Raw genomic sequence first — 26,430 nt, forward strand, 5'->3', positions numbered from 1 at the left:
GTGGAACCATGCAATACACGACATTAGGAAAAACGGATCTTAACGTTTCCCGACTTTGCCTGGGCTGTATGACCTTTGGCGAGCCTGACCGGGGTAATCACGCCTGGACGCTGCCCGAAGAGAGCAGCCGCCCTATCATCAAACGCGCCATTGAAGGTGGCATTAACTTCTTTGACACCGCCAACAGCTACTCCGACGGCAGCAGTGAAGAGATCGTTGGCCGAGCCCTGCGCGATTTTGCGCGTCGTGATGAAATCGTCGTCGCCACCAAGGTCTATTACCCGGTGGGCGATCTGGCTGAGGGCCTTTCTCGCGCCCAGATCCTGCGTTCCATTGACGACAGCCTTCGACGCCTGAACATGGACTATGTCGACCTGCTGCAAATTCACCGCTGGGATTACAATACTCCCATTGAAGAAACGCTTGAAGCGCTCAACGATGTGGTGAAAGCCGGTAAAGCGCGCTACATCGGCGCATCGTCTATGCACGCGTCGCAGTTTGCCCAGGCGCTGGCTCTGCAGGCGCAACATGGCTGGGCGCGTTTCGTCACCATGCAGGATCACTACAACCTGATCTATCGCGAAGAAGAACGCGAGATGCTACCGCTCTGCTATCAGGAAGGCGTGGCGGTGATCCCGTGGAGCCCGCTGGCACGTGGTCGCCTGACCCGTCCGTGGGGGGAAACCACGGCCCGCCTGGTATCGGATGAAGTAGGAAAAAATCTTTATTCCAGTACAGAAGCCAGCGATGCGTTAATTGCCGAACGGTTAGCCGGGATCGCCGACGATACCGGAGCCACCCGCGCCCAGGTCGCGCTGGCATGGCTGCTGGGTAAACGCGGCGTCGCGGCACCGATTATTGGCACTTCGCGGGAAGAGCAGCTTGATGAACTGCTGAATGCGGTGGATATCACGCTGACGCCGGAGCAGATTGCCGAGCTGGAGACACCGTATCAGCAGCATCCGGTGGTAGGGTTTAAGTAATCCCTCTCCCTAACCCTCAAATACGTAAGCCGGGTAAGGCGAAGCCGCCACCCGGCAGTACAGATCGCACAACATCACCCGAAGTGATCGTACCCTTTCCAGTCCAGCGTAACGGGCGCACCATCTTTCACAAACTTCAGCCCTTCACTCTCCGGCATGATCTGGCCGATGCAGGTAAATTTCGCGCCGAGATGCGCTAACGCCACGTCCAGCGTCCCACGGTTGAGCTCAGGCACGGTAAAGCACAGCTCATAATCTTCGCCGCCGGAGAGCGCCCAGCGCAGCGCCTGCTCAGGCTCGACGTGTCGAAGCAGCTGCTCTGATAGCGGGAACAGATCCAGGTCAACGCGCGCGCCGACACCGCTGGCCTTCAGAATATGACCGAGATCTGAAATTAACCCGTCCGAGAGGTCGATAGCCGAGCTTGCCCGTTCGCGTAGCGCCTGACCGTGAAGAATACGCGGCGTTGGCCGCAGATGGCGTTTGACCAGATACGCCGCGTCGTCAGTATCGTTCACGGTTAAGCGATCCAGAAGGATCGCCAGTCCCGCTGCGCTGTCGCCCGGCGTACCGGTGACGTAGATCCAGTCGCCAGGTTTCGCCCCGGAGCGTTTCAGCGCGCGTCCAGCCGGCACATAACCGTGGATCGCGAGCGTCATCGATAGCGGCCCCGCCGTGGTATCGCCGCCAATCAATTGCATGTCGTAGTAGTTAAGCTGCTCAAACAGAGCGTCACTAAAGGCTTCAAGCCAGGGTTCATCGACCTCTGGCAGCGTCAGGGCCAGCGTTAACCACGCCGGATCGGCCCCCATCGCGGCCAGATCGCTCACGTTGACCGCCAGCGCTTTATACGCCAGATCGGCAGGATCGATATCAGGTAAGAAATGGCGCCCGCACACTAAGGTGTCGGTGCTGATTGCCAGCGTCTGTTTTTCGGGAATATTGAGAAGTGCACAGTCATCGCCAATGCCGGTTTCAACATCAAGACGAGAGGTTCTGACACGGTCGAAATAACGGGCAATCAGGGAGAATTCGCCGCATGCCATACGTTATGCCTCAGCAAATAAAAGAAAAAACCGGAGCCGCACTGCCCGTCAGGCAATGCAGAGCTCCGGTTTGCGGATCACTTTTTGTGGGGACGGATCGCAGGTGCTGCTTTATCAAGAACGCCGTTTACAAACTTGTGGCTGTCTTCAGCGCCGAAGGTTTTCGCCAGTTCGATCGCTTCGTTGATGGCCACTTTGTACGGCACATCATCACGTTTAGACAGCTCAAACAGCGCAATGCGCAGCACTGCTTTTTCTACCTGACCCAGCTCTTCGAGCAGACGGGAGAGATAGGGTTTCATCAGACCATCGAGATACGCGCTATTAGTCGCCACTCCCGACAGCAGTTCACGGAAGTACAGAACGTCAACATCTTTCACGTCCTGTTCTGACAGGAACTGGTATTCAACATCAGCGATGTCGTTCTGGGACAACTGCCAGGAGTAAAGTGCCTGAACGGCACATTCACGGGCGCGGCGACGAGCAGCAGGTTTCACGGAATTCCCCTTACAAAAAAATCAGGCCTTGATGGCTTTCAATACATTGATCATTTCAAGCGCGGTCAGTGCAGCTTCTGCACCTTTGTTACCGGCTTTAGTGCCAGCACGTTCGATGGCTTGTTCAATACTTTCGGTGGTCAGCACGCCGAACGCGACAGGAATTTCAGCGTCCTGTGCAACGTGCGCCAGACCATTGCTTGCACCGCCCGCAACGTATTCGAAGTGCGCAGTGCCGCCACGAATAACGGTACCCAGCGCAATCACCGCGTCGTATTTACCGGTTTTCGCCAGCGCGCCCGCTGCCAGTGGCAGTTCGTAAGCACCTGGAACCCATACAACGGTAATGTTGTCATCTTTAACCTGGCCGATACGTTTCAGGGCGTCAACCGCACCTTCCAGCAGGCTATCGTTGATGAAGTTGTTGAAACGCGCAATGGTGATGGCGACGCGAGCGTCCGGGGTAGCTACAGCAGCTTCAATAATGTTCATACTCTTCCTTTACGGGTTCATTTGGCCCCGCAGGGGGGCGGATTTTATCATAATACTTTGCGCACTGCTTCCCTATTTCAGGAGCAATTACGCTGTCGTTAAATGGAGGCAAACATCCGGACCCACCGGACGAATCTCGCTAAATTTGAGTTGTGGTGCATCGGCCAGTTTTTCAAGGCCGGGCAGCACAAACAGGCCACGCGCGTCGCTACCCAGCAGTTTAGGCGCAACGTAGACAATCAGTTCATCGACCAGACCTGCCTGGAGCAGTGCGCCTGCCAGCGTCGGGCCGGCTTCCACCCAGATGCTGTTCACCTGCTGCTTACCCAGCAGCATCATCAGCACCACGAGATCCAGATGACCGTTGTGCTCCGGCACCATAATGCTGCGCACGCTTTCCGGCCAGTCGCGTGAATCTTCTTTTGTGCGGGCAATCCAGGTTTCACCGGGCTGCTGCACAATGCGGTGTTCAGGCGTGACGCGGTTCTGGCTATCAATGACAATACGCAGCGGCTGACGCAGGTTTTCCTGCGGATACAGCGCCTGGGTATCGGCATTCAGTTCGTTCCAGCGCACGGTCATGGCCGGATCGTCCGCGAGAACCGTTTCACTGCTGGTGAGGATAGCATGGCTTTGCGCACGCAGACGTTGCACATCGCGCCTTGCCTGCGGCGAGGTGATCCACTGACTTTCGCCGTTCGCCATCGCCGTGCGGCCATCCAGTGAGGCGCCCAGCTTGAGCTGAATATACGGGAACCCGGTACGCATACGCTTCAGGAAGCCTTTATTGAGAGCTTCCGCGTCCTGCATCATCAGGCCGTGGCTAACATCGATCCCTTCCTGCTGCAGACGGTACAGACCACGTCCAGCCACCTGGGGATTAGGATCCTGCATCGCAGCGACAACGCGCGACACTCCCGCCGCGATCAGCGCTTCACAGCATGGCGGTGTGCGCCCGTGATGGCTGCACGGCTCAAGCGTCACGTAGGCCGTCGCCCCGCGCGCTTTTTCCCCCGCCATACGCAGGGCATGCACCTCAGCATGGGGCTCGCCAGCGCGGTAGTGGAAACCTTCGCCCACGATCTCGCCATCTTTAACAATGACGCACCCGACGTTGGGGTTGGGATGGGTGGTAAATCGACCGCGCTGCGCCAGCTTCATGGCGCGCGCCATGTACATCTCATCCTGCATGGACTCAATCCTGTAAGCGGGCGATCTCTTCGCCAAACTCTTTGATATCTTCGAAACTGCGGTAGACAGAGGCGAAGCGGATATAGGCAACCTTATCGAGCTTTTTCAACTGCTCCATCACCAGATTGCCGATCATCTTGCTGGGCACTTCACGTTCACCCAGACCACGAAGGTAAGATTTAATGTGGTTTAACGCCATTTCGACGTCATCCGCGCTGACGGGGCGTTTCTCCAGCGCCTTAAGCATTCCGCTGCGCAGCTTCTCTTCGTTAAACGGCTCGCGCACGTCGTTACTTTTTACCACGCGCGGCATGACCAGCTCTGCCACCTCAAAGGTCGTGAAACGCTCGTTACATACCAGACACTGCCGACGGCGGCGTACGGAAGACCCTTCGCCCACAAGACGAGAATCGATGACTTTGGTATCCACAGCGGAGCAGAATGGGCAATGCATACGGTATCCCTGTTATCTGGTTAACTGACTTTCATTTTACCCTGAACTGGCCTGACAACAAAGGAAGAGCTTTTTGAGACAAAGGATCTATGTCTGTCGGGATGATGCTGGCTACCATTACGGTGATCCGTTATTTCAAGGAATTAAACGCAATGACAAGACGTTACCTGAAAATTCTGCTGGTGGGGAGCCTCTTCACCCTTAGTGCCTGTGCACAGCAAACCGAAGTCCGCCAGATGAAACAGAGCGTGAATACGCTCAATACGGCAATGGACAAACTGAACAAAGAGACCGTAAAGATCACCCAGCAAAACGCGCTGAATGCAAAATCCACCAGCGGAGTGTATTTGCTGCCGGGGGCCAACACCCCTGCCCGTCTCAACAGCCTGGTTGGCACGTTAAAAATGTCGCTGATGAATGTGGCGGCAAATGCGGATGGTACTCGCGCAACATTACGCATTCAGGGTGAGTCCAACGATCCGCTGCCAGCCTTTAGCGGCACCGTCGAGTGGGGCCAGATCCAGGGCACCACCGAGAATTACCAGGAGGTGAACGTGAAGAATCAGCTCTTCACCGCCCCGGCCAGTGTTTTAGCGCCGAGTGATGTGGATATTCCGCTGCAGTTAAGCGGCCTTACGCCCGATCAGTTAGGCTTTATCCGCATTCACGACATCCAACCCGCCGCACAGTAATCCCCCTCCTTTTGAGCGGAGTGAAATGTCACTCCGCTAACATTTACATTTCGTATGGATTGGCAACATAAATGATTGCCGCTACAATCCCGGCCGTTTAAAGTACGCAAACGTGAACGCAATCGATTACGCGTGTGAGAGATATGTGAAACAACACATATTTTTGTGAGCAAGGATTCCTATAATAGGCTCCGCAGAAACACGAAATATTTAGAAACGCAATTCGCGCATTTTTCACTCCCGGAAGGGAATTTCAATCAGTGGCATGATTATGAAAAAAACATTACTCGCAGCCGGCGCCGTGCTGGCATTGTCCTCCTCTTTCACTGTTAACGCAGCGGAAAACGATAAACCACAATACCTCTCCGACTGGTGGCACCAGAGCGTTAACGTGGTCGGCAGCTACCACACCCGTTTCGGACCTCAGATCCGTAACGATACCTACCTGGAGTACGAAGCGTTCGCCAAGAAAGACTGGTTTGATTTCTACGGCTATATGGATGCACCGGTCTTCTTCGGTGGTAACACCGACGCAAAAGGTATCTGGAACCACGGTTCCCCACTGTTCATGGAGATCGAACCGCGCTTCTCTATTGATAAACTGACTGGTACCAGCCTGGCGTTTGGTCCGTTCAAAGAGTGGTATTTCGCAAACAACTATATCTACGACATGGGCCGTAACAAGTCCGGTCGCCAGAGCACCTGGTATATGGGTCTGGGTACCGACATCTACACGGGCCTGCCAATGAGCCTGTCTCTGAACGTGTACGCTAAGTATCAATGGCAGAACTACGGTGCCGCGAACGAAAACGAGTGGGATGGTTACCGTTTCAAAGTGAAATACTTTGTGCCAATCACCCAGCTGTGGGGCGGCAACCTGAGCTATATCGGCTTCACCAACTTTGACTGGGGTTCCGATCTGGGCGACAACGACTTCCGCGATCTGAACGGTAAGAAAGCGCGCACCAACGACTCCATCGCCTCCAGCCACATCCTGGCGCTGAACTACGATCACTGGCACTACTCTGTTGTTGCGCGTTACTGGCACAACGGTGGACAGTGGAACGACGACGCCAGCCTGAACTTCGGCAACGGCGACTTCAGCGTCCGTTCTACCGGTTGGGGTGGTTACCTGGTAGTGGGTTACAACTTCTAATCGTGTGATTGTTGCCGGGTGGCGCTGACGCTTACCCGGCCTACAAAACCTGTGCGGGCTGCCTCTCCCCGTGACTTGTTACTGCTTCACCTTGCGCAAAAAATCCGCCAGCGATCGGTCTGCACTCTCACTAAAGCGTCTTTCCGTAAGGACAATTTTGAGGCATCTGTCGAGACGGAAACAGCGATAGTCATCGCGCAGTTCACACCATGACGCCAGTAACCAGCGTTCTCCCCAGAAAAACAGCCCCAGCGGCTGAACCTCACGCGTTGAAAATTGCCCCGCTTCGTCACGATAATGCAGCACGAGCACGCGCTGGGCCGAAATCGCCTGATGTATGACATCAAAATCACTGCGGGAGTGGCTTTTCATGCCAAAATCCGGGGCGTAGATCCGCGTCTGCTCTGCCTTTCGGCGGCTCTCTTCGGGCAGGATCGCGAGCACTTTCTCCTGTGCCGACTCCAGTTCGCGCGACAGCGACTCCCCGCCCCAGGTGGTAAGCAGGCGAATAGCCACGATCAGCGCCTCAGACTCCTTGTTTGTCAGCATCAGCGGCGGCAGGTCAAACCCCGACATCAGCCGGTAACCGCTCCCCGCTTCGCCCTCCACCGGCACGCCGGAAAGCGACAGGTCGCGGATATCGCGGTACACCGTGCGCTCAGAAACGCCCAGCCGGTCCGCAAGATGCGCTGCCGTTGTCAGACGTCGGCCCCGCAGGATCTGTACTATCTGAAACAAACGGTCAGCGCGTCGGGTCATTTTTGCTTACGCTCTCAGGCAGGTTGATGAAGGCCGACGCGATTACCTTCGCTGTCGGTAAATAAAGCAATAGTACCAATACCGCGCGGTAACTCCAGCGGGCCAAACACGCACTCGCCGCCCGCAGAGGCAATGCGATCGAGCGTAGCGGTCAGATTGTCAGTATGCAGGTAGATAATGGCCCCCTGCACCGAGGGAATAATCCCCTCAAATTTTGCCAGCGCGCCGCCGGTGGCCGGATCCTCATGCGGGAATACCGCCAGCTCGGCGCTGTCCATTTTCTCGCGCCTCAGTGAAATCTGCATCACTGGCTCATAAAATTTGATGGCGCGATCCATATCCGCGACCGGAATCTCAAACCAGTTAATCACACTTTTCATACATCCTCCTGCCTCTTGTTTGGGTTCAACAGGAGTCTACGACAGGGCTCCTGACAGCATACTGTCAGGAGTGTTTGTCAGGAGCAGATAAAAAAAATCCCGGTCAACAGACCGGGATTTCGATAACGCGATAAACGTCTTACGGCAGAATAGACGGCTGATCCGCCCCTTCTTTCTCGACTTTCTGCTGGAGCAGGTGCTCGCGCTTCATGCCAAGTTTCAGTGCCAGAGCGGACGCCACGTAGATTGACGACGCAGTACCGATAGACACACCGATCAGCATGGTCAGCGAGAAGCCTTCCAGCACCGGACCACCGAAGAGATACAGCATCAGGATCACCATCAAGGTTGTACCGGATGTGATCAAGGTACGGTGCAGCGTCTGGGTCAACGACACGTTAAAGATTTCGTACGGCGTACCGCGACGGATCTTACGGAAGTTTTCACGAATACGGTCAGATACCACGATACTGTCGTTCAGGGAGTAACCGATAACGGACATCAGGGATGCCACAATTGTCAGGTCAATCTCAATATGGAACAGAGACAGTACGCCCATGGTGATCACCACGTCGTGCGCCAGTGCGATAACCACACCCGCCGCCAGTCGCCACTCAAAGCGGAAACCGACGTACACCAGGATGGAGATCAGCGCCACCAGCAGCGCCATCGCACCGGTTTGCGCCAGGTCCGCACCCACGCTCGGGCCGACGAACTCAATACGCTTAACCGTGGCGTTCTGGCTGGTTGTTTCGTTAATCACGCTAACAACCTTGCTGCCCAGCTCCTGGCTGCCGTTGGCATCGTGTACCGGCGGCATACGCACCATGATGTCGCGGCTGCTGCCGAAGTTCTGCAGCAGCGGCTCTTCAAAGCCCGCTTTCTGCAGTGACTGACGCATCTGGTCCATATCGACCGGTTTTTCCAGGGTGATTTCAATCACCGTACCGCCGGTGAAATCCAGACCCCAGTTAAAGCCTTTTACGCCCATAACGACGATGGACAGAATCAGCAGTAAACCTGAAATGCCGAAGGCCCAGTAGTCCCAGCGCATAAAGTCCCAGACTTTACGGCCGTGGTTCAATTGTTCAACAGTATATTCCTGTGCCACAACGCACTCCTCAGATAGACAGCTTTTTGACGCGCTTGCCGCCGTACAGCAGGTTCACGATGGCACGGGTGCCGACAATAGCAGTAAACATTGACGTTGCAACACCGATACCGGTGGTAATCGCAAAGCCTTTGATTGCGCCAGTCCCCACTGCATACAGGATAAGAACCTTGATCAGTGTTGTTACGTTCGCATCGAAGATGGAGCTGAACGCGCCTTTATAGCCTTCATCAATCGCCTGCTGAACAGAGCGACCGTTGCTCAACTCTTCTTTGATACGTTCGTTAATCAGTACGTTGGCGTCGACCGCCACCGCAAGGGTCAGAACGATACCCGCAATCCCCGGCATGGTCAGCGTCGCCCCTGGCAGCAGGGACATAATGCCGATGATCAGCACCAGGTTCGCGATCAGCGCGGAGGTGGCAATCAGACCAAACTTCTTATAGAAGAAGATCATGAAGAGGATAGAGACCGCCAGACCGGCCAGACACGCTTCCAGGCCCTGCTGGATGTTTTGCATACCCAGAGTTGGACCAATGGTACGTTCTTCAACAATCTGAATTGGCGCAATCAGCGCACCGGCACGCAGCAGCAGAGAGAGCTGACGCGCTTCGTTCGGGTTGTTGATACCAGTGATACGGAAGCTGTTACCCAGACGAGACTGGATATTGGCGATGTTAATCACCTCTTCCTCTTTCACCAGCACCGCACGGCCGTTAGCGTCTTTCTTACCGCTGTCTTTGTACTCCACGAACAGGGTTGCCATCGGTTTACCGATGTTGTCCTTGGTGAAGTTAGACATGATGTTACCACCCGCGCTGTCCAGCGAGATGTTAACCTGCGGCTGGTTGTACTCGTCCTGGCTGGAGGTGGAGTCGGTGATATGGTCACCGGTCAGGATCACGCGTTTGTACAGCACAACAGGCTGACCTTCGCGGGTCTCTTTCACTTCCGAGTCACCCGGAATACGGCCAGAAGCGGCAGCAGACTGGTCAACGTTGGTGTTCACCAGACGGAATTCCAGCGTTGCAGTGGCGCCCAGAATCTCTTTCGCGCGCGCGGTGTCCTGAATACCCGGCAGTTCTACAACGATACGGTCAGCACCCTGACGCTGCACCAGCGGTTCAGCCACGCCCAGTTGGTTTACACGGTTGCGCAGAATGTTGATGTTCTGCTGAACGGCATATTCACGCGCTTCTTTCAGACGGGCGTCGGTCATTACCGCGCGCAGCTGGTTGCTGCCCTGAGCGGTGATCACCAGGTCACGGTGACGTTGGGTCAGGTAATCTACAGCCTGATCGCGCGCCGCACTGTCGCGGAACGTGATGCTCATACCGTAGTTATCTTCTTTACGAACGGTGGTATACGCGATGCCTTTTTCACGCAGATCGCTGCGCAGGCTATCGATATTCTGTTCCTGCAGTTTGCCCAGCGCGGTATCCATATCCACTTCCATCAGGAAGTGCACGCCGCCACGGAGGTCAAGACCGAGTTTCATTGGCTCTGCGCTCAGCGCAGCCAGCCAACGTGGGGTAGCAGGAGCAAGGTTAAGCGCCACGACGTATTTATCACCCAGCACGCCCATCAGCGCTTCACGAGCGCGGAGCTGCGTGTCGGTGGTGTCGAAGCGAGCAAGAATTGCGCCCTCTTCCAGAGCCACAGACTTAGCGGTAATTTTTTCTTCTTGTAACGTTTTCTGGACCTGGATCAGCGTTTGCTCACTGGCGGCGACACCGCGCGCGCCAGTGATTTGAACAGCCGGATCCTCACCATACAGGTTGGGAAGCGCGTACAGCAGGCCGACGAGAATCACGACGACCAGCATGATGTACTTCCACAAAGGATAACGGTTTAACACGGCAGTTCCCTTTGGGAAAAGTTGGGATTACAGCGCCTTCATGGTGCCTTTCGGCAGAACGGCAGCTACGAAGTCACGTTTGATAACCACTTCAGTGGTGTCGTTCAGGGCGATAGCAATGTAGCCACTTTCAGCCACTTTGGTTACGCGACCGACCAGGCCACCGTTAGTCAGGACTTCATCACCTTTCGCGATGGAGTCCATCAGCTTTTTGTGCTCTTTGGTACGCTTCTGCTGTGGGCGCAGGATCATGAAGTAGAAGATCAGACCGAACACAACCAGCATCAGAATCAGAGACATCGGGCTGCCCTGCGCTGGAGCACCTGTTGCCGCTACCGCATCAGAAATAAAAAAGCTCATTCAAATTCCCTCATTATTAATATTAATCAACGTTCAAAGGTGGAACGGTTCGACCCTGACGTTGGTAAAAATCGGTCACGAAGCTCTCTAATTTACCCTCTTCGATAGCCTTGCGTAAACCAGCCATTAAGCGCTGATAATAGCGAAGGTTATGAATGGTATTGAGACGCGCGCCCAAAATCTCATTGCAACGATCGAGATGATGCAAATACGCGCGAGAATAATTGCGACAGGTGTAGCAATCGCACTCGGCATCGAGCGGACTGGTGTCACTCTTATGCTTCGCGTTACGGATTTTCACCACGCCATCGGTAACAAACAGATGACCGTTACGTGCGTTACGGGTTGGCATGACGCAGTCGAACATATCGATGCCGCGGCGCACACCTTCAACCAGGTCTTCTGGCTTACCCACACCCATCAGGTAACGGGGTTTATCCGCCGGGATTTGCGGGCAGACATGTTCCAGAATACGGTGCATGTCTTTCTTCGGCTCACCCACAGCTAAACCGCCGACAGCGTAGCCATCAAAACCTATCTCTACCAGACCTTTAACAGAGATATCGCGTAAATCTTCGTAAACACTGCCCTGGATAATGCCGAACAGCGCATTTTTGTTCTGCAGGGAGTCAAAACGGTTGCGGCTACGCTTCGCCCAGCGCAGCGACATCTCCATGGAACGTTTAGCGTAATCCCAGTCCGCCGGGTATGGCGTACATTCGTCGAAGATCATCACGATGTCAGAGCCGAGATCGTACTGAATCTCCATAGACTTTTCAGGATCGAGGAAAATCGGATCGCCGTTGATCGGGTTACGGAAGTGGACGCCCTCCTCGGTGATCTTGCGAATATCACCCAGGCTGAAGACCTGGAAACCGCCAGAATCGGTCAGGATCGGGCCTTTCCACTGCATGAAGTCATGCAGATCGCCGTGAAGCTTCATGATCTCCTGACCAGGACGCAGCCACAGGTGGAAGGTATTACCGAGGATAATCTGGGCGCCAGTGGCTTCTACTTCTTCCGGCGTCATCCCTTTTACGGTGCCGTAAGTCCCCACAGGCATAAACGCGGGGGTTTCCACCACGCCGCGATCAAACACCAGGCGACCGCGACGCGCGCGGCCATCGGTGGTATCGAGTTCAAATTTCATTTTTATTCCTCTGTGCCAGAAAAACAGTCCAACACATTATTCCGGTGCCGCGGACTTATTCCCCGACACGCTCATTCAAAGCCAGCGGATTGTACGTGATAAACATCGCGTCCCCGTAGCTAAAAAAGCGATATTTTTGTTCTACCGCAGACTTGTATGCCGCCATGGTGTGCTGATACCCCGCAAAGGCGGAGACCAGCATAATCAGCGTTGATTCAGGCAGATGGAAATTGGTCACCAGTGCATCGATGACTTTGTACTGATAGCCCGGATAGATAAAGATCTGCGTATCGCCAAAGAATGGCTCGATCAGATCTTTTTGAGCCGCCTGGGCAGCGCTCTCCAGTGAACGTACGGAGGTGGTGCCTACCGCAACAACGCGGCTGCCGCGCGCTTTTGCCGCCAGAACCGCATCAACAACCTCCTGCGGCACTTCAGCATACTCAGAGTGCATGATGTGATCTTCAATGCTGTCTACCCGCACCGGCTGGAAGGTGCCCGCGCCGACGTGCAGCGTCACAAACGCCATCTCCACGCCTTTCGCGCGTAATTTTTCCAGCAGCGGTTCGTCAAAGTGCAGACCCGCCGTCGGCGCCGCTACCGCGCCAGGCTTCTGGCTGTAGACGGTCTGGTAGAGCTCACGATCGGCCTCTTCATCCGGGCGCTCAATGTACGGCGGCAAAGGCATGTGGCCGATGGCGTTGAGAATATCCAGCACCGTGCGCTCATCGTTGAACTCCACTTCAAACAGCGCGTCGTGGCGCGCGGTCATAGTTGCTTTGATGCTCTCGTCATCGCCCAGCAGCAGTTCGGCACCCGGTTTAGGTGCTTTAGAGGCGCGAATATGTGCCAGAATACGTTTATCATCGAGCATACGTTCGACCAGCACTTCAATCTTGCCGCCGCTGGCCTTGCGGCCAAACAGACGCGCCGGGATCACGCGGGTATTGTTAAAGACCAGCAGATCGCCAGGGTTGAGCTTGTCGAGCAGATCGGTGAAAGTACCGTGCGTCAGCTCGCCCGTTGGCCCGTCCAGTGACAGCAAGCGACAGCTACTGCGCTCAGGCATTGGATAGTGAGCAATCAGGGATTCAGGTAGTTCAAAGGAGAAATCGGCGACGCGCATGACGTATACTCGTGACTTAAAAACAGGCGGCATAGTCTAGTGCTCACACCCTTTTGCTGCAACAACTAGCCGCCCCCGGACAAATAAAACGCATGAATTTTCTCGCTCACCTGCACCTCGCTCACCTCGCTGACAGCTCCCTTTCCGGCAATTTGCTGGCCGATTTCGTCCGCGGCAACCCCGCCGAGACCTGGCCCGCTGAGGTTGTCGACGGGATTTTTATGCATCGTCGTATCGATGTCATGACGGATAATCTGCCAGAAGTAACCGAGGCCAAAGCGTGGTTTCGCCCCGAAACGCGCCGCGTTGCGCCAATCTCGCTTGATGTCATGTGGGACCATTTCCTGTCGCGCCACTGGGAGCAGCTGTCGCCGGAGATGCCATTGCCGGATTTTGTGCATTATGCTCACCAGCAGGTGTCGCTCATTCTGCCTGACTCGCCGCCGCGCTTTGTGAATCTGAATAATTACCTGTGGTCGGAACGCTGGCTGGAGCGCTATCGCGAGATGGACTTCATCCAGAATGTGTTAAATGGGATGGCGAGCCGCCGACCGCGGCTGGATGCACTACGCGACTCATGGCATGACCTGGACGAACATTACGATGCGCTGGAAACGCGTTTCTGGCAGTTTTACCCGCGAATGATGACGCAGGCGAAAAACAAACAGCTCTGACAGAATTCGCATTGATAGGTAAAAGCTGGCGGAACGATTGTCACCACCTCTTTGTCTTATCCATGAACACTCTCTATACTGGCTCGCGTTGCGTTCCAAATAACCTTAGTATCTACAGGAGAATCATATGGTTCTGGTAACTCGTCCGGCTCCGGATTTTACAGCTGCAGCAGTTCTGGGCAACGGTGAAATCGTTGAAAACTTCAACTTCAAACAGCACACCAACGGTAAAGCGACCGTTCTGTTCTTCTGGCCAATGGACTTCACTTTCGTTTGCCCGTCTGAGCTGATCGCGTTCGACAAACGTTATGAAGAATTCCAGAAGCGTGGCGTAGAAGTGGTTGGCGTCTCCTTCGACTCTGAGTTTGTACACAACGCATGGCGTAACACCCCTGTCGACAAAGGCGGCATCGGTGCGGTGAAATACGCAATGGTTGCGGACATCAAACGCGAAATCCAGCAGGCTTACGGTATCGAACATCCGGACGCTGGCGTTGCGCTGCGTGGCTCCTTCCTGATCGACGCAAACGGCATCGTGCGTCACCAGGTTGTGAACGATCTGCCGCTGGGTCGTAACATCGACGAAATGCTGCGTATGGTTGACGCGCTGCAGTTCCACGAAGAGCACGGTGAAGTGTGCCCGGCTCAGTGGGAAAAAGGTAAAGAAGGTATGTCTGCGTCCCCAGACGGCGTTGCGAAATACCTGTCCGAGAACGTATCCAGCCTGTAATCGGCACGGTTTACGAAAAAGGCCCGCTTATGCGGGCCTTTTTGTTATCACGCCGTCAGCCAACCCAGACGGAAGCAGAAATCGCCGGCAGGGAGAGGATCCCCTCCTGCACGCTCCCTTTCCCCTCTTTTAGCTGCCACGCGCTCACGTTAAGCAGCGGAGAGTCATCCAGCACCACTTCGCACGCCTCGCCCCGGTTGATGGCTACCAGCACGCGCTGCTGGTTATAGACGCGGACAAACACCACCACGTTGTCGTGGGCATAAACCACCTGACAACCACCGTAGCGCAGCGCCTGGCTCTGCTTACGCAGTTTCGCCAGCCGCTGATACAGGCTGAACAGCACGTTGTCCTGCTTCGCCGGATCCCATGGGAAGGTTTTGCGGCAGAACGGATCGTTGTTCCCGTCCAGCCCCACCTCATCGCCGTAATAGATGCACGGCACGCCCGGCCAGGTAAAGAGCCAGGTCACCGCCAGCGGCAGGCGCGCGATATCCTTACCGAGCAGGGATTTAAATCGCGCGGTGTCATGGCTGTCCAGCTGGTTAAACATCCGTAACTGCTGCTGATGCGAAAGACTGGCGCGGTAGTTATCCATCCACGCCATGCAGGTTTCCGCATCAATATGCTGCGGATCGTAGGAAATATCGGTGTTAGCAAGGAATCCCCACAGCGGGAAGGTAAAACCGCGATAGTTCATTGCCGCATCTTCCGCGTCCGCCTGCAGCCACTGGCGCGCATCGCCAAAATGTTCGCCAAACACGAACGCCTCCGGCTGCGCGGCTTTTGCTGCACGGGTGATCCCGGCGACGTGCTGAAGGTTATTACGCGCCCCGCCCGCTTCACCGAGCATATGCACCACGTCAAGACGCCAGCCATCCATATTCCATGGCTCACTCAACCAGTGGCGCACAATGCTGTTTTCACCGCCGTAAATCTCGTTCACCAGCGTTGGCGACTGGAAATCCAGCTTCGGCAGGCTCGGATAGCCCAGCCAGTCCAGCGCGCGACCCTCCTCGTTGAAGCTGTACCAGTCGCGCTGGGGTGAATCCGGGTTATGGCACGCCCCGCCCATCGACTGGTTATGACGGTCAAACCACGCGTGTGAGTCGCCGCTGTGGTTGAACACGCCGTCCAGAATCAGACGCATGCCCTCTTTTTGCGTATTTTTACGCAGACGAAGCAGCGCGTCATCACCGCCAAACTGCGGGTCAACGTGGCGATAATCGGCGGTATCGTATTTATGCACGCTCGGTGCTTTAAACACCGGGTTAAGGTAGAGCGCCGTCACGCCCAGCTTCTTCAGATACGGTAGCTTTTCGCTGATGCCGTCAAGATCGCCGCCGTAGAACGTCGAGCCGCCCGCCTGCGCGGTTAACGGCTCATCCCATTCTTTCAGGATAATGTCGTGTCCTGCGGCGTGGTGATAATAGACCTTATCCTGCCCGGCGGTGCGCGTTTCGCTGCGCGCAAAGCGATCCGGGAAGATCTGATAGAAGACCTGATCGTTAACCCACTGCGGGCCAGCGTCCGGGTAATCGACGGCAAACTGCTCCAGCCGCGCCGGAGGAAAACGGCTAAATCCCTGCGGGGTAAACCACAGCTGGCGGTTATTCCAGAGCAGCTTAAAACTATAGCGTCGGCGCGGCTGGCCGCTACGCAAGTCGATGTTTGCCCGCCATGCCGTTACGCCAGGCTGCGGCTGGCTGCGCTGCTTGTGCATTTTCAGCGTGGTTTCTTCATTATCGACTTCAGCGCGTAGCGTCACGCGTTCAGGCTGATTTTCCCCCGCCAGCCAGAGCGTAATCACAAGGTTGTCTTTGTTTTGCTTAACAAATGGGGCAACCGGAAGGTGCCAGGCGTTTAACATCACGAATCCCCTTTGATGAAATTGACGTCACCTTGCCACAGGGTGATTAAGGTTAGCTCACCATGACGTGATTTATTGGGGGAGGAGAAAGGAGGAGGAGACAAAATTCCCTCTCCCACAGGGAGAGGGCATAAAATATTACTGCGCCTGCGCCAGCTGACGGTCGCGGCGGCATTTAAACACCCAACCCACCAGCAGCAGTACGATCCACGCACAGCCTACGTAGAGGGAAATACGGGTATCAGGATGGTAGCCAATCAGGCCGATGATAAACACCAGGAAGATCAGCCCAACGACGGTCGTCGCTACCCCGCCTGGCACTTTAAACTTCAGCGCTTTTGCCTCCTCAGGGGACAGACGGCGGCGGAACGCAATCTGTGACAGCAGGATCATGATCCACACCCACACGGTCGCGAAGGTCGCCAGAGAAGCGATCACCAGGAAGACGTTTTCCGGCATGATGTAGTTCAGGTAGACCGACAGCAGCAGCGCAACGGTCATCACCATAACCGTCACCCACGGCGTGCCGCGACGGGAGGTTTTGGCAAAGACCTTTGGCGCACTGCCCTGCTCTGCCATGCCGTGCAGCATGCGGCCCACGCCAAAGACGTCACTGTTGATCGCTGACAGCGACGCGGTCAGGACCACAAAGTTCAGGATGCTGGCCGCAAAGGCGATGCCCATATGCTGGAAGGTCAGCACAAACGGGCTACCGTTGGTCCCCACCTGGTTCCACGGATAGATAGACATAATGACGAACAGCGTACCCACATAGAACACCAGAATACGCATCGGCACCGAGTTGATGGCGCGTGGAATGGATTTCTCCGGGTCTTTGGCTTCCCCGGCGGTGATCCCGATAATCTCAATCCCGCCGTAGGCAAACATCACCATCTGGAGCGACATCACCATGCCGAGCCAGCCGTTGCTGAAGAAGCCACCGTTGCTCCAGAGGTTATGAATACCGGTTGGCTGGCCCCCGTTACCGATCCCCCAGATGATGATGCCGAAACCGGCCACAATCATGATGATGATGGTGGCAACCTTGAAGAAGGAGAACCAGAACTCCAGTTCTCCAAAGACCTTCACGCTCATCAGGTTGACGGCGCAGATAATCAGCACCACGCTCAACACCCAAATCCAGTGCGGAACCGCCGGGAACCAGACGCCCATGTAGATGCCAAAGGCGGTGACGTCGGCAATGGCCACAATCAGAATTTCGAAGCAGTAGGTCCAGCCGGTGATAAACCCGGCCAGCGGGCCTAAATTCTCCTGCGCATAGCGCGAGAATGAACTGGCTGAAGGGTTATGAACCGACATCTCTCCCAGCGCACGCATGATGATATACGCCGCCACGCCGCCGATGATGTAGGCCAGCAGAACGCTTGGACCGGCCATTTTGATGGCATCTGCCGAGCCATAAAAAAGACCGGTACCGATAGCGGAGCCGAGCGCCATAAAGCGAATGTGGCGCGTGCTCAGTCCACGTTTGAGTTTGTTAGTGCTTTCCATTTAAATCTTGCCATTCAACACGAAAAAAACAAAAAACCACGGGGCCTTAAGCCCCGTGGTTAAACAGTTTGTTGCCGTTGATTAATGGGCGTTCGATGCGACCTGACGCCCTGCAGCACGGTCCCAGATAATGGCCAGAACCAGTGCAACAACGGTAGGCATCAGCCAGGCCAGACCTTGCTCAGACAGCGGCAGACGCTGTGTCCAGGCTGGCAGGATGTGAGCAAACGCTGATGCTTTAATCCCGTCAAGGATACCAAAAATCAGGCTGATAAACATGGCTGGCGCAATAATTCGCGAGGAGTTGTTCCACCACGGGCGCGTAAAGCTCAACACCACCAGCACGATACACGGCGGATAGATGGCCGTCAGCACCGGAATGGAGACCTGAATCAGATGGCTCAGACCGAGGTTAGACACCGCCATGGAGAAGATGCCGAGGATGAATACCAGCGTGCGGTAAGAGAGTGGCAGATACTGCGCAAAGAACTCCGCACAGGCACAGGTCAGGCCAACCGCCGTCACCAGACAGGCCAGGAAGATCAGGGCCGCCAGCAGCATGCTGCCCGCACCGCCAAAGGTGTGCTGGACGTAAGCGTGCAGAATTGCCGCACCATTCGCGTTCTGATCGACCAGCGTGGCGCTATCGGAACCCAGGCGGAACAGCGCCAGATAGAGCAGCGTCAGGCCCACACCGGCCATCAGACCAGCCCAGATGGTATAGCGGGTCAGCAGACGCGCTTCGGTTACGCCACGAGAACGGGCAGCGTTCACGATAACGATACCAAACACCATCGCGCCCAGCGTATCCATGGTCAGATAGCCGTTCACAAATCCGTTAGAGAAGGCCGCGTTTTGATAGGCATCCATCGCGCTGCTGATAGGACCCGCAGGCCAGATAATGGCCGCAACCGCCAGCACGATCAGCGCGATAATTTTGAGTGGAGCCAGGAAGTTACCCACGGTATCCAGCAGTTTTCCCGGATAGAGGGAGACCAGAATCACAATAGCGAAGTAAACCAGACTGTAGATAAACAGCGGCATCGCACCGTCACCGGTCAGTGGCGCAATCCCCACTTCGAAGGAGACTGTCGCGGTACGCGGGGTCGCAAACAGCGGGCCAACGGCCAGATAACACACCGTTGCCAGCAGGACGCCAGCCACTTTACCAATTGGGGTGCTGAGGCTATCAACGCCGCCGCCAACTTTCGCCAGCGCAACCACGGTCAACACCGGCAGGCCCACGGCAGTAATCAGGAAACCAAATGCTGCTGTCCAGACGTGTTCACCCGCCTGTAAGCCAACCATTGGGGGAAAAATGATGTTGCCTGCGCCAACGAACAGCGCAAATGTCATAAAGCCCAGCGCGATGATGTCACGCGATTTTAAGTGATGGGTCATAAAACCTTACTGCCTGTGGATGTGGTGTTGAATATATTGAGATTTTCGCCATCCCCAATGGGACGATACAGCGGAAATTTTGCTCAATTTCAGCGGGATATGCTCCCGTCCTGGCGTGGAGAAGAATAGTTTTTCGATTTACCACGCAAATACAGTCGGTCTGACAGTATCTGGGGGGCAATTTAAACGCTTATAACGTTTAAAGGCAAGGAGGGATCGTAAAACCAGAACAATATGCCAGCATGAAAATACCAACCAGAATAATTCGCTAATATCATGAAAAAGCCATGGCTAATCATGCGAACAAAAAAGCACCAGCCGTATAAAATTCATTCGCGTTTCGCTTTACTGCAAAGCAAACGGGCCAGCAATAGCTGGCCCGTGGAAAGGTAAAATGACACCCCCGCCGTCAGGCGATCTTTTTGGCAATTAATCGTTCCGGTATAACGAAACTGAAACGGGTTCCTTTGCCCAGCGTGCTTTGAATATCGAGGCGGCTTTCATGGTGATTCACCGCGTGCTTCACAATGGCCAGCCCCAGCCCGCTTCCCCCCGTTTGCCGGGAACGGGCTTTATCTACCCGGTAAAACCGCTCGGTCAGACGTGGAAGATGCTCAGGCGCAATGCCCGGCCCGTTATCCTCAACGCTAAACTCGGCACCCGTTGGTGTCTGCTGCCAGCGCACCATAATATCCGTTCCTTCCGGGGTATGATTAACCGCGTTATAGACCAGATTAGAGATAGCACTCCGCAGTTCATCCTCGCTCCCGAGCACCTTCAGACTGTTATCGACGTCAAAGGTCAGATGATGTTTTTTATGGCTTAAGGTTTGCGCTTCGCGCTCCACTACCCGCAGCATCATCGGTACGTCGATAGTGTCATTTAAGGCAAGTGTCGGAGCCGCCTCAATCTTCGACAGCGTCAGCAGCTGTTTCACCAGCCCTTCCATACGGTGCGTCTGCTCGCGCATGGTATGCAGCGCCTTCTCACGCGGCGCCCCTTCAAGCGTCTGCTCCTGCATCATCTCCAGATAGCCCTGCAGCACCGTCAGCGGCGTGCGCAGCTCGTGGCTCACGTTGGCGAAGAAGTTGCGTCGTGCCCCTTCCAGCTGGTGCATCTGGGTGACGTCGCGCGCCACCATCAGCCATTGCCGATCGCTGTAGGGCATTACACGTATTTCAAGATGGCGGCCATTGTTGAGCTTCAGATTATGCGGACGCGTGAAATCACGTTTTTTCAGATACTGCGTGAACTCCGGATAACGCAGAAGGTTGAGGATATTCTGGCCATTATCGTCCGGCCAGCGCAGGCCCAGCAACTGTTGGGCGAGACCGTTACACCAGAAGATTGTCCCCTCTTCCGTGGTCAGAATCACCGCATCCGGCAGCGATTCCGCACCGCTGCGAAAGCGTTTAATCAGGCTTCCCAGCTCGCGACGGCGCTTTTTATTACGCATCTGCATCTGGTGCAGGCCGTAAAGCAGAGGCTCCCAGCTCCCGCTTCCTGGGGGAGGCGTCATACTTCTGTCAACCCACAACCACCAGGAGAGGCGCAGTAAGTTCCAGAAATGCCAGATCAGCAGCCCGGTCACAGACGCCAGCAGAAACCACGGCAGGTATCCAAGAAAGGCCCCCAAAATGAAGGCCGGAATACAACATAAGATCAGTTCAAAGACGAGCCTTTTCCATGACAGACGTTCCAGCACGCGTCACACTCCTGTCATTGTTCAGAAACGGGTAGAAAAACGATAACCCGTGCCGCGGACCGTCTGTACCATGCGATCGTGGCCGCTCAGTTCCAGCGCTTTACGCAGGCGGCGGATATGTACGTCAACCGTCCGGTCTTCGACATACACGTTAGTTCCCCAGACGTTATTCAGCAACTGCTCGCGGCTGTAAACACGCTCCGGGTGAGTCATAAAGAAATGCAGGAGTTTGAATTCGGTAGGCCCCATGTCGAGGGGATTTTCGCCCGTCATAACACGGTGCGAGGTGGGATCAAGGCTCAGGCCCTGCATCTCAATGACCTCTTCCACCGCCATCGGTGAAATACGGCGCATCACAGCTTTAATACGGGCAACCAGCTCTTTCGGTGAGAAGGGTTTGGTAATGTAATCATCCGCGCCGGTCTCAAGGCCGCGCACGCGATCTTCCTCTTCACCGCGCGCGGTAAGCATGACAACGGGGATATCGCGGGTCATCGCTTCACGCTTGAGGTGTTTGATAAACTGCAGTCCGGAGCCGCCAGGCAACATCCAGTCAAGCAGGATCAGATCGGGCCAGGGTTCATTCAGCTGGTTCACCGCGCTGTCATAATCTTCCGCTTCGACCGGCTGGAAGCCATTTTGTTCGAGCACGAAGCACACCATTTCACGAATTGGAGCTTCATCTTCTACGACCAGAATACGTCTCGCCATACTTTGCCCTGTCTTATCTTATTTAAGTTACAAGTTTGTAATGCGGCGTCATTATGCGTCAGATTTATGACAGATTTATGAAAAACAGTACCACGTAAAATGGCAAACTGTTGTTTTATTACAGCGGTTATTTTCCAGCTTCTGAAAGTTTATAATCCCCCTTCCCTTTTTTTGCCACGGATTCGCTATGCGCATATTACACACCTCGGACTGGCATCTGGGTCAAAACTTTTACAGCAAAAGCCGGGCAGCGGAGCATGAAGCGTTCCTGAACTGGCTGCTGGACACGGCCCGATCGCACGAGGTGGACGCGATTATTGTCGCGGGTGACATTTTCGATACCGGTTCGCCGCCAAGCTATGCGCGTGAGCTCTACAACCGCTTCGTGGTAAATCTGCAACAAACCGGCTGTCATCTGGTGATTGTCGCCGGTAACCACGACTCCGTCGCAACGCTGAATGAATCCCGCGATATCCTGGCCTTCCTTAACACGACCGTGGTAGCCAGCGCCGGTCATGCGCCGCAGATCCTGAAAAAACGTGACGGTACACCGGGAGCGGTGCTGTGTCCGGTGCCCTTCCTGCGCCCACGCGATATCGTGCAAAGCCAGGCGGGGATGTCCGGCAGTGAAAAGCAGCAGCATCTGTTGCAGAGCATCACGGACTATTATCACCAGCAACATACCGACGCCTGCGCCCTGCGCGGCGAACAGGCCATTCCGGTGATTGCCACCGGGCATCTTACTACCGTCGGCGCCAGTAAAAGTGACGCGGTGCGTGACATCTATATTGGTACGCTGGACGCCTTCCCGGCGCAAAATTTCCCGCCAGCGGATTATATCGCGCTCGGGCATATTCACCGGGCGCAGGTCATCGGCGGCTGCGAGCACATTCGCTACTGCGGCTCGCCCATTGCGCTCAGTTTTGATGAGACCGGCAAAGCCAAATGTGTGCACCTGGTGAGCTTTAATGAGGGCAAACTCAGTGCCGTGGAGTCGCTGGAGGTCCCCGTCACCCAACCGCTGGCGGTGCTGAAGGGCGATCTGGCGGCGATTACCGCTCAGCTGGAGCAGTGGCGCGGTGTCGAGCAAAATCCGCCCATCTGGCTGGATATCGAAATCACGACCGACGACTACCTGCATGATATGCAGCGTAAAATTCAGGCGTTGACGGAAGATCTGCCCGTCGAGGTCTTACTGGTTCGCCGCAGCCGCGAACAGCGCGAGAAAATTCTGCTGGGTGCACAGCGTGAAACGCTCAGCGAACTGAGGGTGGAAGAGGTATTTGAACGCCGACTGTCGCAGGAAGAGATTGACGACACCACGCGCGCAAGGCTTAACGAGCTGTTCCTTCATACCCTGCACGCGCTCAGCGATGAGGAAGAAAACGCATGAAAATTCTGAGCCTGCGTCTGAAAAACCTCAACTCCCTTAAGGGCGAGTGGAAAATTGACTTTACCGCCGAGCCGTTTGCCAGCAACGGGCTGTTCGCCATTACCGGCGCGACCGGTGCCGGGAAAACGACCCTGCTCGACGCCATCTGTCTGGCCCTTTACCACGAAACGCCGCGTCTGCAAAAAGTCTCCCAGGCACAAAACGACCTGATGACCCGCGATACCGCCGAGTGCCTTGCCGAGGTGGAGTTTGAGGTAAAAGGCATAGCGTATCGTGCGTTCTGGAGCCAGAACCGCGCGCGCAATCAGCCAGACGGAAACCTGCAGGCACCGCGCGTTGAACTGGCGCGTTGTGAAGACGGTAAAATTCTGGCAGATAAAGTGACGGACAAACTGGAGCAAACCGCCGCGCTCACCGGGCTGGATTATAGCCGTTTTACCCGTTCAATGTTGCTCTCCCAGGGGCAGTTTGCCGCCTTCCTCAACGCTAAACCGGGCGATCGCGCCGAACTGCTGGAAGAGCTGACCGGCACCGAGATCTACGGTCAGATCTCAACGATGGTGTTCGAGAAACATAAGGCCGCCCGTAACGCGCTTGAGATGTGCGAGGCGCAGGCCGCAGGCGTGGTGTTACTGAGCGAAGCGCAACAGCAGCAGTTACAGCAGAGTTTGCAGGCACTTACTGACGAAGAGAAAACCCTGCTGACTCAGCAGCAGAACCAACAGCGCGATTTTCAGTGGCTGACGCGCAACGACGAGCTTATTCGAGAGCAGCAGCGGGTTATGCTCCTGCAACAACAGGCGCAGCAGGCGCTGACCGACGCCGCGCCTGAGCTGGCCAAGCTCCAGATTGCGCAGCCCGCCGCCCAGCTTCGCCCCCTGTGGGATAGCCAGCAAGAACAAACCACGCGCCTCGCGCAGACAAAGCAGCGCATTGTCGAAGTAAATACTCGCTTACAGGCCAAAGCCGCGCAGCGCTCACGCATCCGTCATACGGCGCTGCGTACCCATGCGCAATTGCAGAGTGACCTTACGATCCAGGCAACATGGCTGGCGGAGCATGAACGTTACCGCGTGTGGGGCCAGGAGATTGCTGGCTGGCGCGCCCATTTTGCGCAGTTGAACCGCGATAAACATCAGATTGCCACGCTTGCAGCCCGTATTGTTGAATTACGTCAGAAGCTCGCCGGGATGCCGGAACCCCCCCTGACGCTGACGGCGGATGACGTGGCAGCGGCAATGGAGCAACAGTCCCGGTCACGCCCTTTACGCCAGCGCCTGACCTCGCTTCATGCCCGCTATCAGCCGCTGCAAAAACGGCTGCAAGAGAACGCAGATACCCGGCAAAAAGCGCAGTCCGAGCAGGTAAAACTCAATGAAACGCTGACGCTGCGCCGCCAGCAGTACAAAGAAAAAAACCAGCATTATGTCGATTTGAAAGCATTGTGTGAAAGCGAAGCGACGATCAAAAAGCTGGAAAGCTACCGCTCGCAGCTTGAGGCCGGAAAACCCTGCCCACTGTGCGGCTCCAGTGAACATCCCGCCATTGAGACGTATCAGGCGCTTGAACTCACCGATAACCAGCGGCGCCGGGACGCGCTGGAAAAAGAGGTCGCCGCGCTTAAAGAGGAAGGTCTGCTGGTGCTGGGACAGGTCAATGCCCTGACACAGCAGATCCAGCGAGCAACAGACGAAGCGCAGACGCTCTCTCAGGAAGAGCAAGCACTCACTAAAGAGTGGCAGGAGGTCTGCGCCGACCTGAATATCTCATTGAATATTCAGGAAGATATCGCCCCATGGATGAACGAACAGGAACAGTACGAACGTCAGCTCTATCAGCTCAGCCAGCGCCTGACGCTGCAAAACCAGCTTAACGAACAGCAAGCGCAGGAGCGTCAGTACCAGCAGCAGCTGTCGGCTACGCGTCAGGCACTGGAAAACGCCCTGCTCGCGCTGTCGCTGCATGTTCCTGAAGAGGGGGAAGAGACCGCCTGGCTGTACGCCCGGGAAACGGAATTCAACCTGTGGCAGGAAAAACAGACGCAGCATGCTGCGATTCAGGAGCGCATTAATACCCTGAAACCGCTGCTCGACACGCTTCCGGCAGGCGATGACACCGAGGCAGAACCGGCCATTCCTGAGAACTGGCGCGAGATCCATGACGAATGCCTGTCCCTGCAAAGCCAGCTTGCCACCCTGCAGCAGCAGGAGAGTCTGGAAAGCGAGCGGCTACAGCACGCCACAGCGCAATTTGCCACCGCGCTGGCGGCAAGCTGCTTCGCCGATCGCGAGGCCTTTCTCGCCGCGCTGCTGGATGAGGAGACCATCCGCCGTCTTGAACAACGCAAGCAGACGCTGGAGAGCCAGCTTCAGCAGGCAATTGCGCTTAGCGGGCAGGCTGAACAGCAGCTACAGGCCCACCAGCATCAGCGACCGGAAGGGCTGGACGCCGACGCGCAAACCCTGCATGCGCAGCTACAGCAGTTGGCGCAGCAGCTTCGCGAGAACACCACTCATCAGGGGGAGATCCGCCAGCAGCTTAAGCAGGACAGCGATAACCGCCAGCACCAGCTGGCGCTGATGCAGCAAATTGACGAGGCCTCACGTCTGGCCGAGGACTGGGGTTATCTGAATGCGCTGATAGGCTCCAGCACCGGCGACAAGTTCCGTAAATTCGCCCAGGGTCTGACGCTGGATAATCTGGTCTGGCTCGCTAACCAGCAGCTTAACCGCCTGCACGGGCGCTATCTGCTGCAGCGTAAAGTCAGCGACGCACTGGAGCTGGAGGTGGTCGATACCTGGCAGGCCGATGCCGTACGCGATACCCGCACGCTTTCTGGCGGCGAAAGCTTCCTCGTCAGTCTGGCGCTGGCGCTGGCACTTTCCGACCTGGTGAGCCACAAAACGCGAATCGATTCGCTGTTCCTGGATGAAGGTTTCGGCACGCTCGACAGCGAGACGCTGGACACCGCGCTGGATGCGCTCGACGCGCTGAATGCCACCGGGAAAACCATCGGCGTAATAAGCCACGTCGAGGCTATGAAGGAGCGTATTCCGGTGCAAATCAAAGTGAAGAAGATTAATGGACTGGGGTATAGCAGGCTGGATAAGGAGTTTGCGGTGCAGTGAAAGGCGGATCGGCGCGGTCTGGTGCCCTCACCCTGGCCCTCTCCCACAGGG

Annotated in this window: 24 protein-coding genes; 7 read left to right on the forward strand and 17 right to left on the reverse strand. The window is 55.8% G+C overall.

Annotation, left to right across the window (positions count from 1 at the left end):
- The first annotated feature begins 8 nt into the window (after positions 1 to 8).
- Complete coding sequence (locus AK59_RS0117885) at positions 9 to 983, forward strand: aldo/keto reductase (protein WP_013095841.1); 975 nt, start codon at positions 9 to 11, stop codon at positions 981 to 983.
- 74 nt (positions 984 to 1,057) lie between these two features.
- Here AK59_RS0117885 and thiL read toward each other — a convergent pair whose 3' ends face one another.
- The 5 genes from thiL to nrdR form a co-directional block, all read right to left on the reverse strand.
- The gene (thiL, locus tag AK59_RS0117890) at positions 1,058 to 2,029 is read right to left on the reverse strand and encodes a thiamine-phosphate kinase (protein WP_029883407.1); all 972 of its coding nucleotides are present in this window, start codon (positions 2,027 to 2,029) and stop codon (positions 1,058 to 1,060) included.
- Between the two features lie 77 nt (positions 2,030 to 2,106).
- A complete protein-coding gene (nusB, locus tag AK59_RS0117895; RefSeq protein ID WP_006809908.1) occupies positions 2,107 to 2,526 on the reverse strand; it encodes a transcription antitermination factor NusB in 420 nt (139 codons plus the stop codon).
- A gap of 21 nt (positions 2,527 to 2,547) precedes the next feature.
- Positions 2,548 to 3,018 carry a 6,7-dimethyl-8-ribityllumazine synthase gene (gene ribH / locus AK59_RS0117900; protein WP_003859098.1) on the reverse strand — a complete coding sequence of 157 codons (471 nt, stop codon included), beginning with the start codon at positions 3,016 to 3,018 and terminating at the stop codon, positions 2,548 to 2,550.
- A gap of 87 nt (positions 3,019 to 3,105) precedes the next feature.
- Positions 3,106 to 4,209: a bifunctional diaminohydroxyphosphoribosylaminopyrimidine deaminase/5-amino-6-(5-phosphoribosylamino)uracil reductase RibD gene (gene ribD / locus AK59_RS0117905; protein WP_029883408.1), complete on the reverse strand. Its 1,104-nt coding sequence runs from the start codon at positions 4,207 to 4,209 to the stop codon at positions 3,106 to 3,108.
- A gap of 4 nt (positions 4,210 to 4,213) precedes the next feature.
- Positions 4,214 to 4,663, reverse strand: coding sequence for a transcriptional regulator NrdR (gene nrdR, locus AK59_RS0117910; RefSeq protein ID WP_008503337.1), 450 nt, complete (start codon positions 4,661 to 4,663; stop codon positions 4,214 to 4,216).
- A gap of 152 nt (positions 4,664 to 4,815) precedes the next feature.
- Here nrdR and AK59_RS0117915 point away from each other — a divergent pair, with 152 nt between their 5' ends.
- Positions 4,816 to 5,355: a DUF3251 domain-containing protein gene (locus tag AK59_RS0117915; protein ID WP_029883409.1), complete on the forward strand. Its 540-nt coding sequence runs from the start codon at positions 4,816 to 4,818 to the stop codon at positions 5,353 to 5,355.
- 271 nt (positions 5,356 to 5,626) lie between these two features.
- Entirely contained in the window at positions 5,627 to 6,511 is an 885-nt protein-coding gene (locus AK59_RS0117920; RefSeq protein WP_029883410.1) for a nucleoside-specific channel-forming protein Tsx, read from the forward strand.
- 78 nt (positions 6,512 to 6,589) lie between these two features.
- On the opposite strand, the gene AK59_RS0117925 is transcribed toward AK59_RS0117920, so the two are convergent.
- The 7 genes from AK59_RS0117925 to queA all read right to left on the reverse strand — a co-directional run bounded on the left by AK59_RS0117925 (position 6,590) and on the right by queA (position 13,255).
- Positions 6,590 to 7,270 carry a helix-turn-helix transcriptional regulator gene (locus AK59_RS0117925; protein ID WP_020686374.1) on the reverse strand — a complete coding sequence of 227 codons (681 nt, stop codon included), beginning with the start codon at positions 7,268 to 7,270 and terminating at the stop codon, positions 6,590 to 6,592.
- A gap of 14 nt (positions 7,271 to 7,284) precedes the next feature.
- Positions 7,285 to 7,650 carry a VOC family protein gene (locus AK59_RS0117930; protein WP_029883411.1) on the reverse strand — a complete coding sequence of 122 codons (366 nt, stop codon included), beginning with the start codon at positions 7,648 to 7,650 and terminating at the stop codon, positions 7,285 to 7,287.
- A 139-nt stretch (positions 7,651 to 7,789) separates the two neighbouring features.
- Positions 7,790 to 8,761 carry a protein translocase subunit SecF gene (gene secF, locus AK59_RS0117935; RefSeq protein ID WP_013095834.1) on the reverse strand — a complete coding sequence of 324 codons (972 nt, stop codon included), beginning with the start codon at positions 8,759 to 8,761 and terminating at the stop codon, positions 7,790 to 7,792.
- Between the two features lie 10 nt (positions 8,762 to 8,771).
- Positions 8,772 to 10,619, reverse strand: coding sequence for a protein translocase subunit SecD (gene secD / locus AK59_RS0117940; RefSeq protein WP_071830016.1), 1,848 nt, complete (start codon positions 10,617 to 10,619; stop codon positions 8,772 to 8,774).
- A 27-nt stretch (positions 10,620 to 10,646) separates the two neighbouring features.
- Positions 10,647 to 10,979, reverse strand: a complete 333-nt coding sequence (gene yajC / locus AK59_RS0117945) for a preprotein translocase subunit YajC (RefSeq protein ID WP_000007630.1) — start codon at positions 10,977 to 10,979, stop codon at positions 10,647 to 10,649.
- A gap of 22 nt (positions 10,980 to 11,001) precedes the next feature.
- Positions 11,002 to 12,129 carry a tRNA guanosine(34) transglycosylase Tgt gene (tgt, locus tag AK59_RS0117950; protein ID WP_029883412.1) on the reverse strand — a complete coding sequence of 376 codons (1,128 nt, stop codon included), beginning with the start codon at positions 12,127 to 12,129 and terminating at the stop codon, positions 11,002 to 11,004.
- A 55-nt stretch (positions 12,130 to 12,184) separates the two neighbouring features.
- A complete protein-coding gene (gene queA, locus AK59_RS0117955; protein ID WP_029883413.1) occupies positions 12,185 to 13,255 on the reverse strand; it encodes a tRNA preQ1(34) S-adenosylmethionine ribosyltransferase-isomerase QueA in 1,071 nt (356 codons plus the stop codon).
- A gap of 92 nt (positions 13,256 to 13,347) precedes the next feature.
- Here queA and acpH point away from each other — a divergent pair, with 92 nt between their 5' ends.
- Together acpH and AK59_RS0117965 are read left to right on the forward strand one after the other, a co-directional pair.
- Entirely contained in the window at positions 13,348 to 13,929 is a 582-nt protein-coding gene (gene acpH, locus AK59_RS0117960; protein WP_029883414.1) for an ACP phosphodiesterase, read from the forward strand.
- Between the two features lie 127 nt (positions 13,930 to 14,056).
- On the forward strand, positions 14,057 to 14,659 hold the full coding sequence (locus tag AK59_RS0117965; protein WP_013095829.1) for a peroxiredoxin: 603 nt from the start codon (positions 14,057 to 14,059) through the stop codon (positions 14,657 to 14,659).
- A gap of 55 nt (positions 14,660 to 14,714) precedes the next feature.
- Here the strand turns inward: AK59_RS0117965 and malZ are convergent, their stop codons facing one another.
- From malZ to phoB, 5 genes are all read right to left on the reverse strand, one after another.
- Positions 14,715 to 16,529 carry a maltodextrin glucosidase gene (gene malZ, locus AK59_RS0117970; protein ID WP_029883415.1) on the reverse strand — a complete coding sequence of 605 codons (1,815 nt, stop codon included), beginning with the start codon at positions 16,527 to 16,529 and terminating at the stop codon, positions 14,715 to 14,717.
- Positions 16,530 to 16,667: 138 nt separating this feature from the next.
- Positions 16,668 to 18,041, reverse strand: coding sequence for a proline-specific permease ProY (gene proY / locus AK59_RS0117975; protein WP_020686369.1), 1,374 nt, complete (start codon positions 18,039 to 18,041; stop codon positions 16,668 to 16,670).
- An 81-nt stretch (positions 18,042 to 18,122) separates the two neighbouring features.
- Positions 18,123 to 19,442 carry a branched-chain amino acid transporter carrier protein BrnQ gene (gene brnQ, locus AK59_RS0117980; RefSeq protein WP_013095826.1) on the reverse strand — a complete coding sequence of 440 codons (1,320 nt, stop codon included), beginning with the start codon at positions 19,440 to 19,442 and terminating at the stop codon, positions 18,123 to 18,125.
- A gap of 409 nt (positions 19,443 to 19,851) precedes the next feature.
- Positions 19,852 to 21,147, reverse strand: a complete 1,296-nt coding sequence (gene phoR / locus AK59_RS0117985) for a phosphate regulon sensor histidine kinase PhoR (RefSeq protein WP_029883416.1) — start codon at positions 21,145 to 21,147, stop codon at positions 19,852 to 19,854.
- Between the two features lie 21 nt (positions 21,148 to 21,168).
- Positions 21,169 to 21,858, reverse strand: coding sequence for a phosphate response regulator transcription factor PhoB (gene phoB, locus AK59_RS0117990; protein ID WP_010428026.1), 690 nt, complete (start codon positions 21,856 to 21,858; stop codon positions 21,169 to 21,171).
- A 187-nt stretch (positions 21,859 to 22,045) separates the two neighbouring features.
- Between phoB and sbcD the strand changes: the two genes are divergently transcribed.
- Together sbcD and sbcC are read left to right on the forward strand one after the other, a co-directional pair.
- Complete coding sequence (sbcD, locus tag AK59_RS0117995) at positions 22,046 to 23,251, forward strand: exonuclease subunit SbcD (protein WP_029883417.1); 1,206 nt, start codon at positions 22,046 to 22,048, stop codon at positions 23,249 to 23,251.
- On the forward strand, positions 23,248 to 26,379 hold the full coding sequence (gene sbcC, locus AK59_RS0118000; RefSeq protein WP_029883418.1) for an exonuclease subunit SbcC: 3,132 nt from the start codon (positions 23,248 to 23,250) through the stop codon (positions 26,377 to 26,379). Before sbcD ends, sbcC begins: the two co-directional genes overlap by 4 nt.
- Positions 26,380 to 26,430 lie beyond the last annotated feature (51 nt).

Source organism: Enterobacter sp. T1-1 (assembly GCF_000710795.1).
Lineage (GTDB): Bacteria > Pseudomonadota > Gammaproteobacteria > Enterobacterales > Enterobacteriaceae > Enterobacter > Enterobacter cloacae.

Coding starts and splice junctions, on each gene's coding strand:
- AK59_RS0117885 (WP_013095841.1), top strand. CDS start 9: ATGCAATACACGACATTAGGAAAAACGGATCTTAACGTTTCCCGACTT.
- thiL (WP_029883407.1), bottom strand. CDS start 2,029: ATGGCATGCGGCGAATTCTCCCTGATTGCCCGTTATTTCGACCGTGTC.
- ribH (WP_003859098.1), bottom strand. CDS start 3,018: ATGAACATTATTGAAGCTGCTGTAGCTACCCCGGACGCTCGCGTCGCC.
- ribD (WP_029883408.1), bottom strand. CDS start 4,209: ATGCAGGATGAGATGTACATGGCGCGCGCCATGAAGCTGGCGCAGCGC.
- nrdR (WP_008503337.1), bottom strand. CDS start 4,663: ATGCATTGCCCATTCTGCTCCGCTGTGGATACCAAAGTCATCGATTCT.
- AK59_RS0117915 (WP_029883409.1), top strand. CDS start 4,816: ATGACAAGACGTTACCTGAAAATTCTGCTGGTGGGGAGCCTCTTCACC.
- AK59_RS0117920 (WP_029883410.1), top strand. CDS start 5,627: ATGAAAAAAACATTACTCGCAGCCGGCGCCGTGCTGGCATTGTCCTCC.
- AK59_RS0117925 (WP_020686374.1), bottom strand. CDS start 7,270: ATGACCCGACGCGCTGACCGTTTGTTTCAGATAGTACAGATCCTGCGG.
- AK59_RS0117930 (WP_029883411.1), bottom strand. CDS start 7,650: ATGAAAAGTGTGATTAACTGGTTTGAGATTCCGGTCGCGGATATGGAT.
- yajC (WP_000007630.1), bottom strand. CDS start 10,979: ATGAGCTTTTTTATTTCTGATGCGGTAGCGGCAACAGGTGCTCCAGCG.
- tgt (WP_029883412.1), bottom strand. CDS start 12,129: ATGAAATTTGAACTCGATACCACCGATGGCCGCGCGCGTCGCGGTCGC.
- queA (WP_029883413.1), bottom strand. CDS start 13,255: ATGCGCGTCGCCGATTTCTCCTTTGAACTACCTGAATCCCTGATTGCT.
- acpH (WP_029883414.1), top strand. CDS start 13,348: ATGAATTTTCTCGCTCACCTGCACCTCGCTCACCTCGCTGACAGCTCC.
- AK59_RS0117965 (WP_013095829.1), top strand. CDS start 14,057: ATGGTTCTGGTAACTCGTCCGGCTCCGGATTTTACAGCTGCAGCAGTT.
- malZ (WP_029883415.1), bottom strand. CDS start 16,529: ATGTTAAACGCCTGGCACCTTCCGGTTGCCCCATTTGTTAAGCAAAAC.
- proY (WP_020686369.1), bottom strand. CDS start 18,041: ATGGAAAGCACTAACAAACTCAAACGTGGACTGAGCACGCGCCACATT.
- brnQ (WP_013095826.1), bottom strand. CDS start 19,442: ATGACCCATCACTTAAAATCGCGTGACATCATCGCGCTGGGCTTTATG.
- phoB (WP_010428026.1), bottom strand. CDS start 21,858: ATGGCGAGACGTATTCTGGTCGTAGAAGATGAAGCTCCAATTCGTGAA.
- sbcD (WP_029883417.1), top strand. CDS start 22,046: ATGCGCATATTACACACCTCGGACTGGCATCTGGGTCAAAACTTTTAC.
- sbcC (WP_029883418.1), top strand. CDS start 23,248: ATGAAAATTCTGAGCCTGCGTCTGAAAAACCTCAACTCCCTTAAGGGC.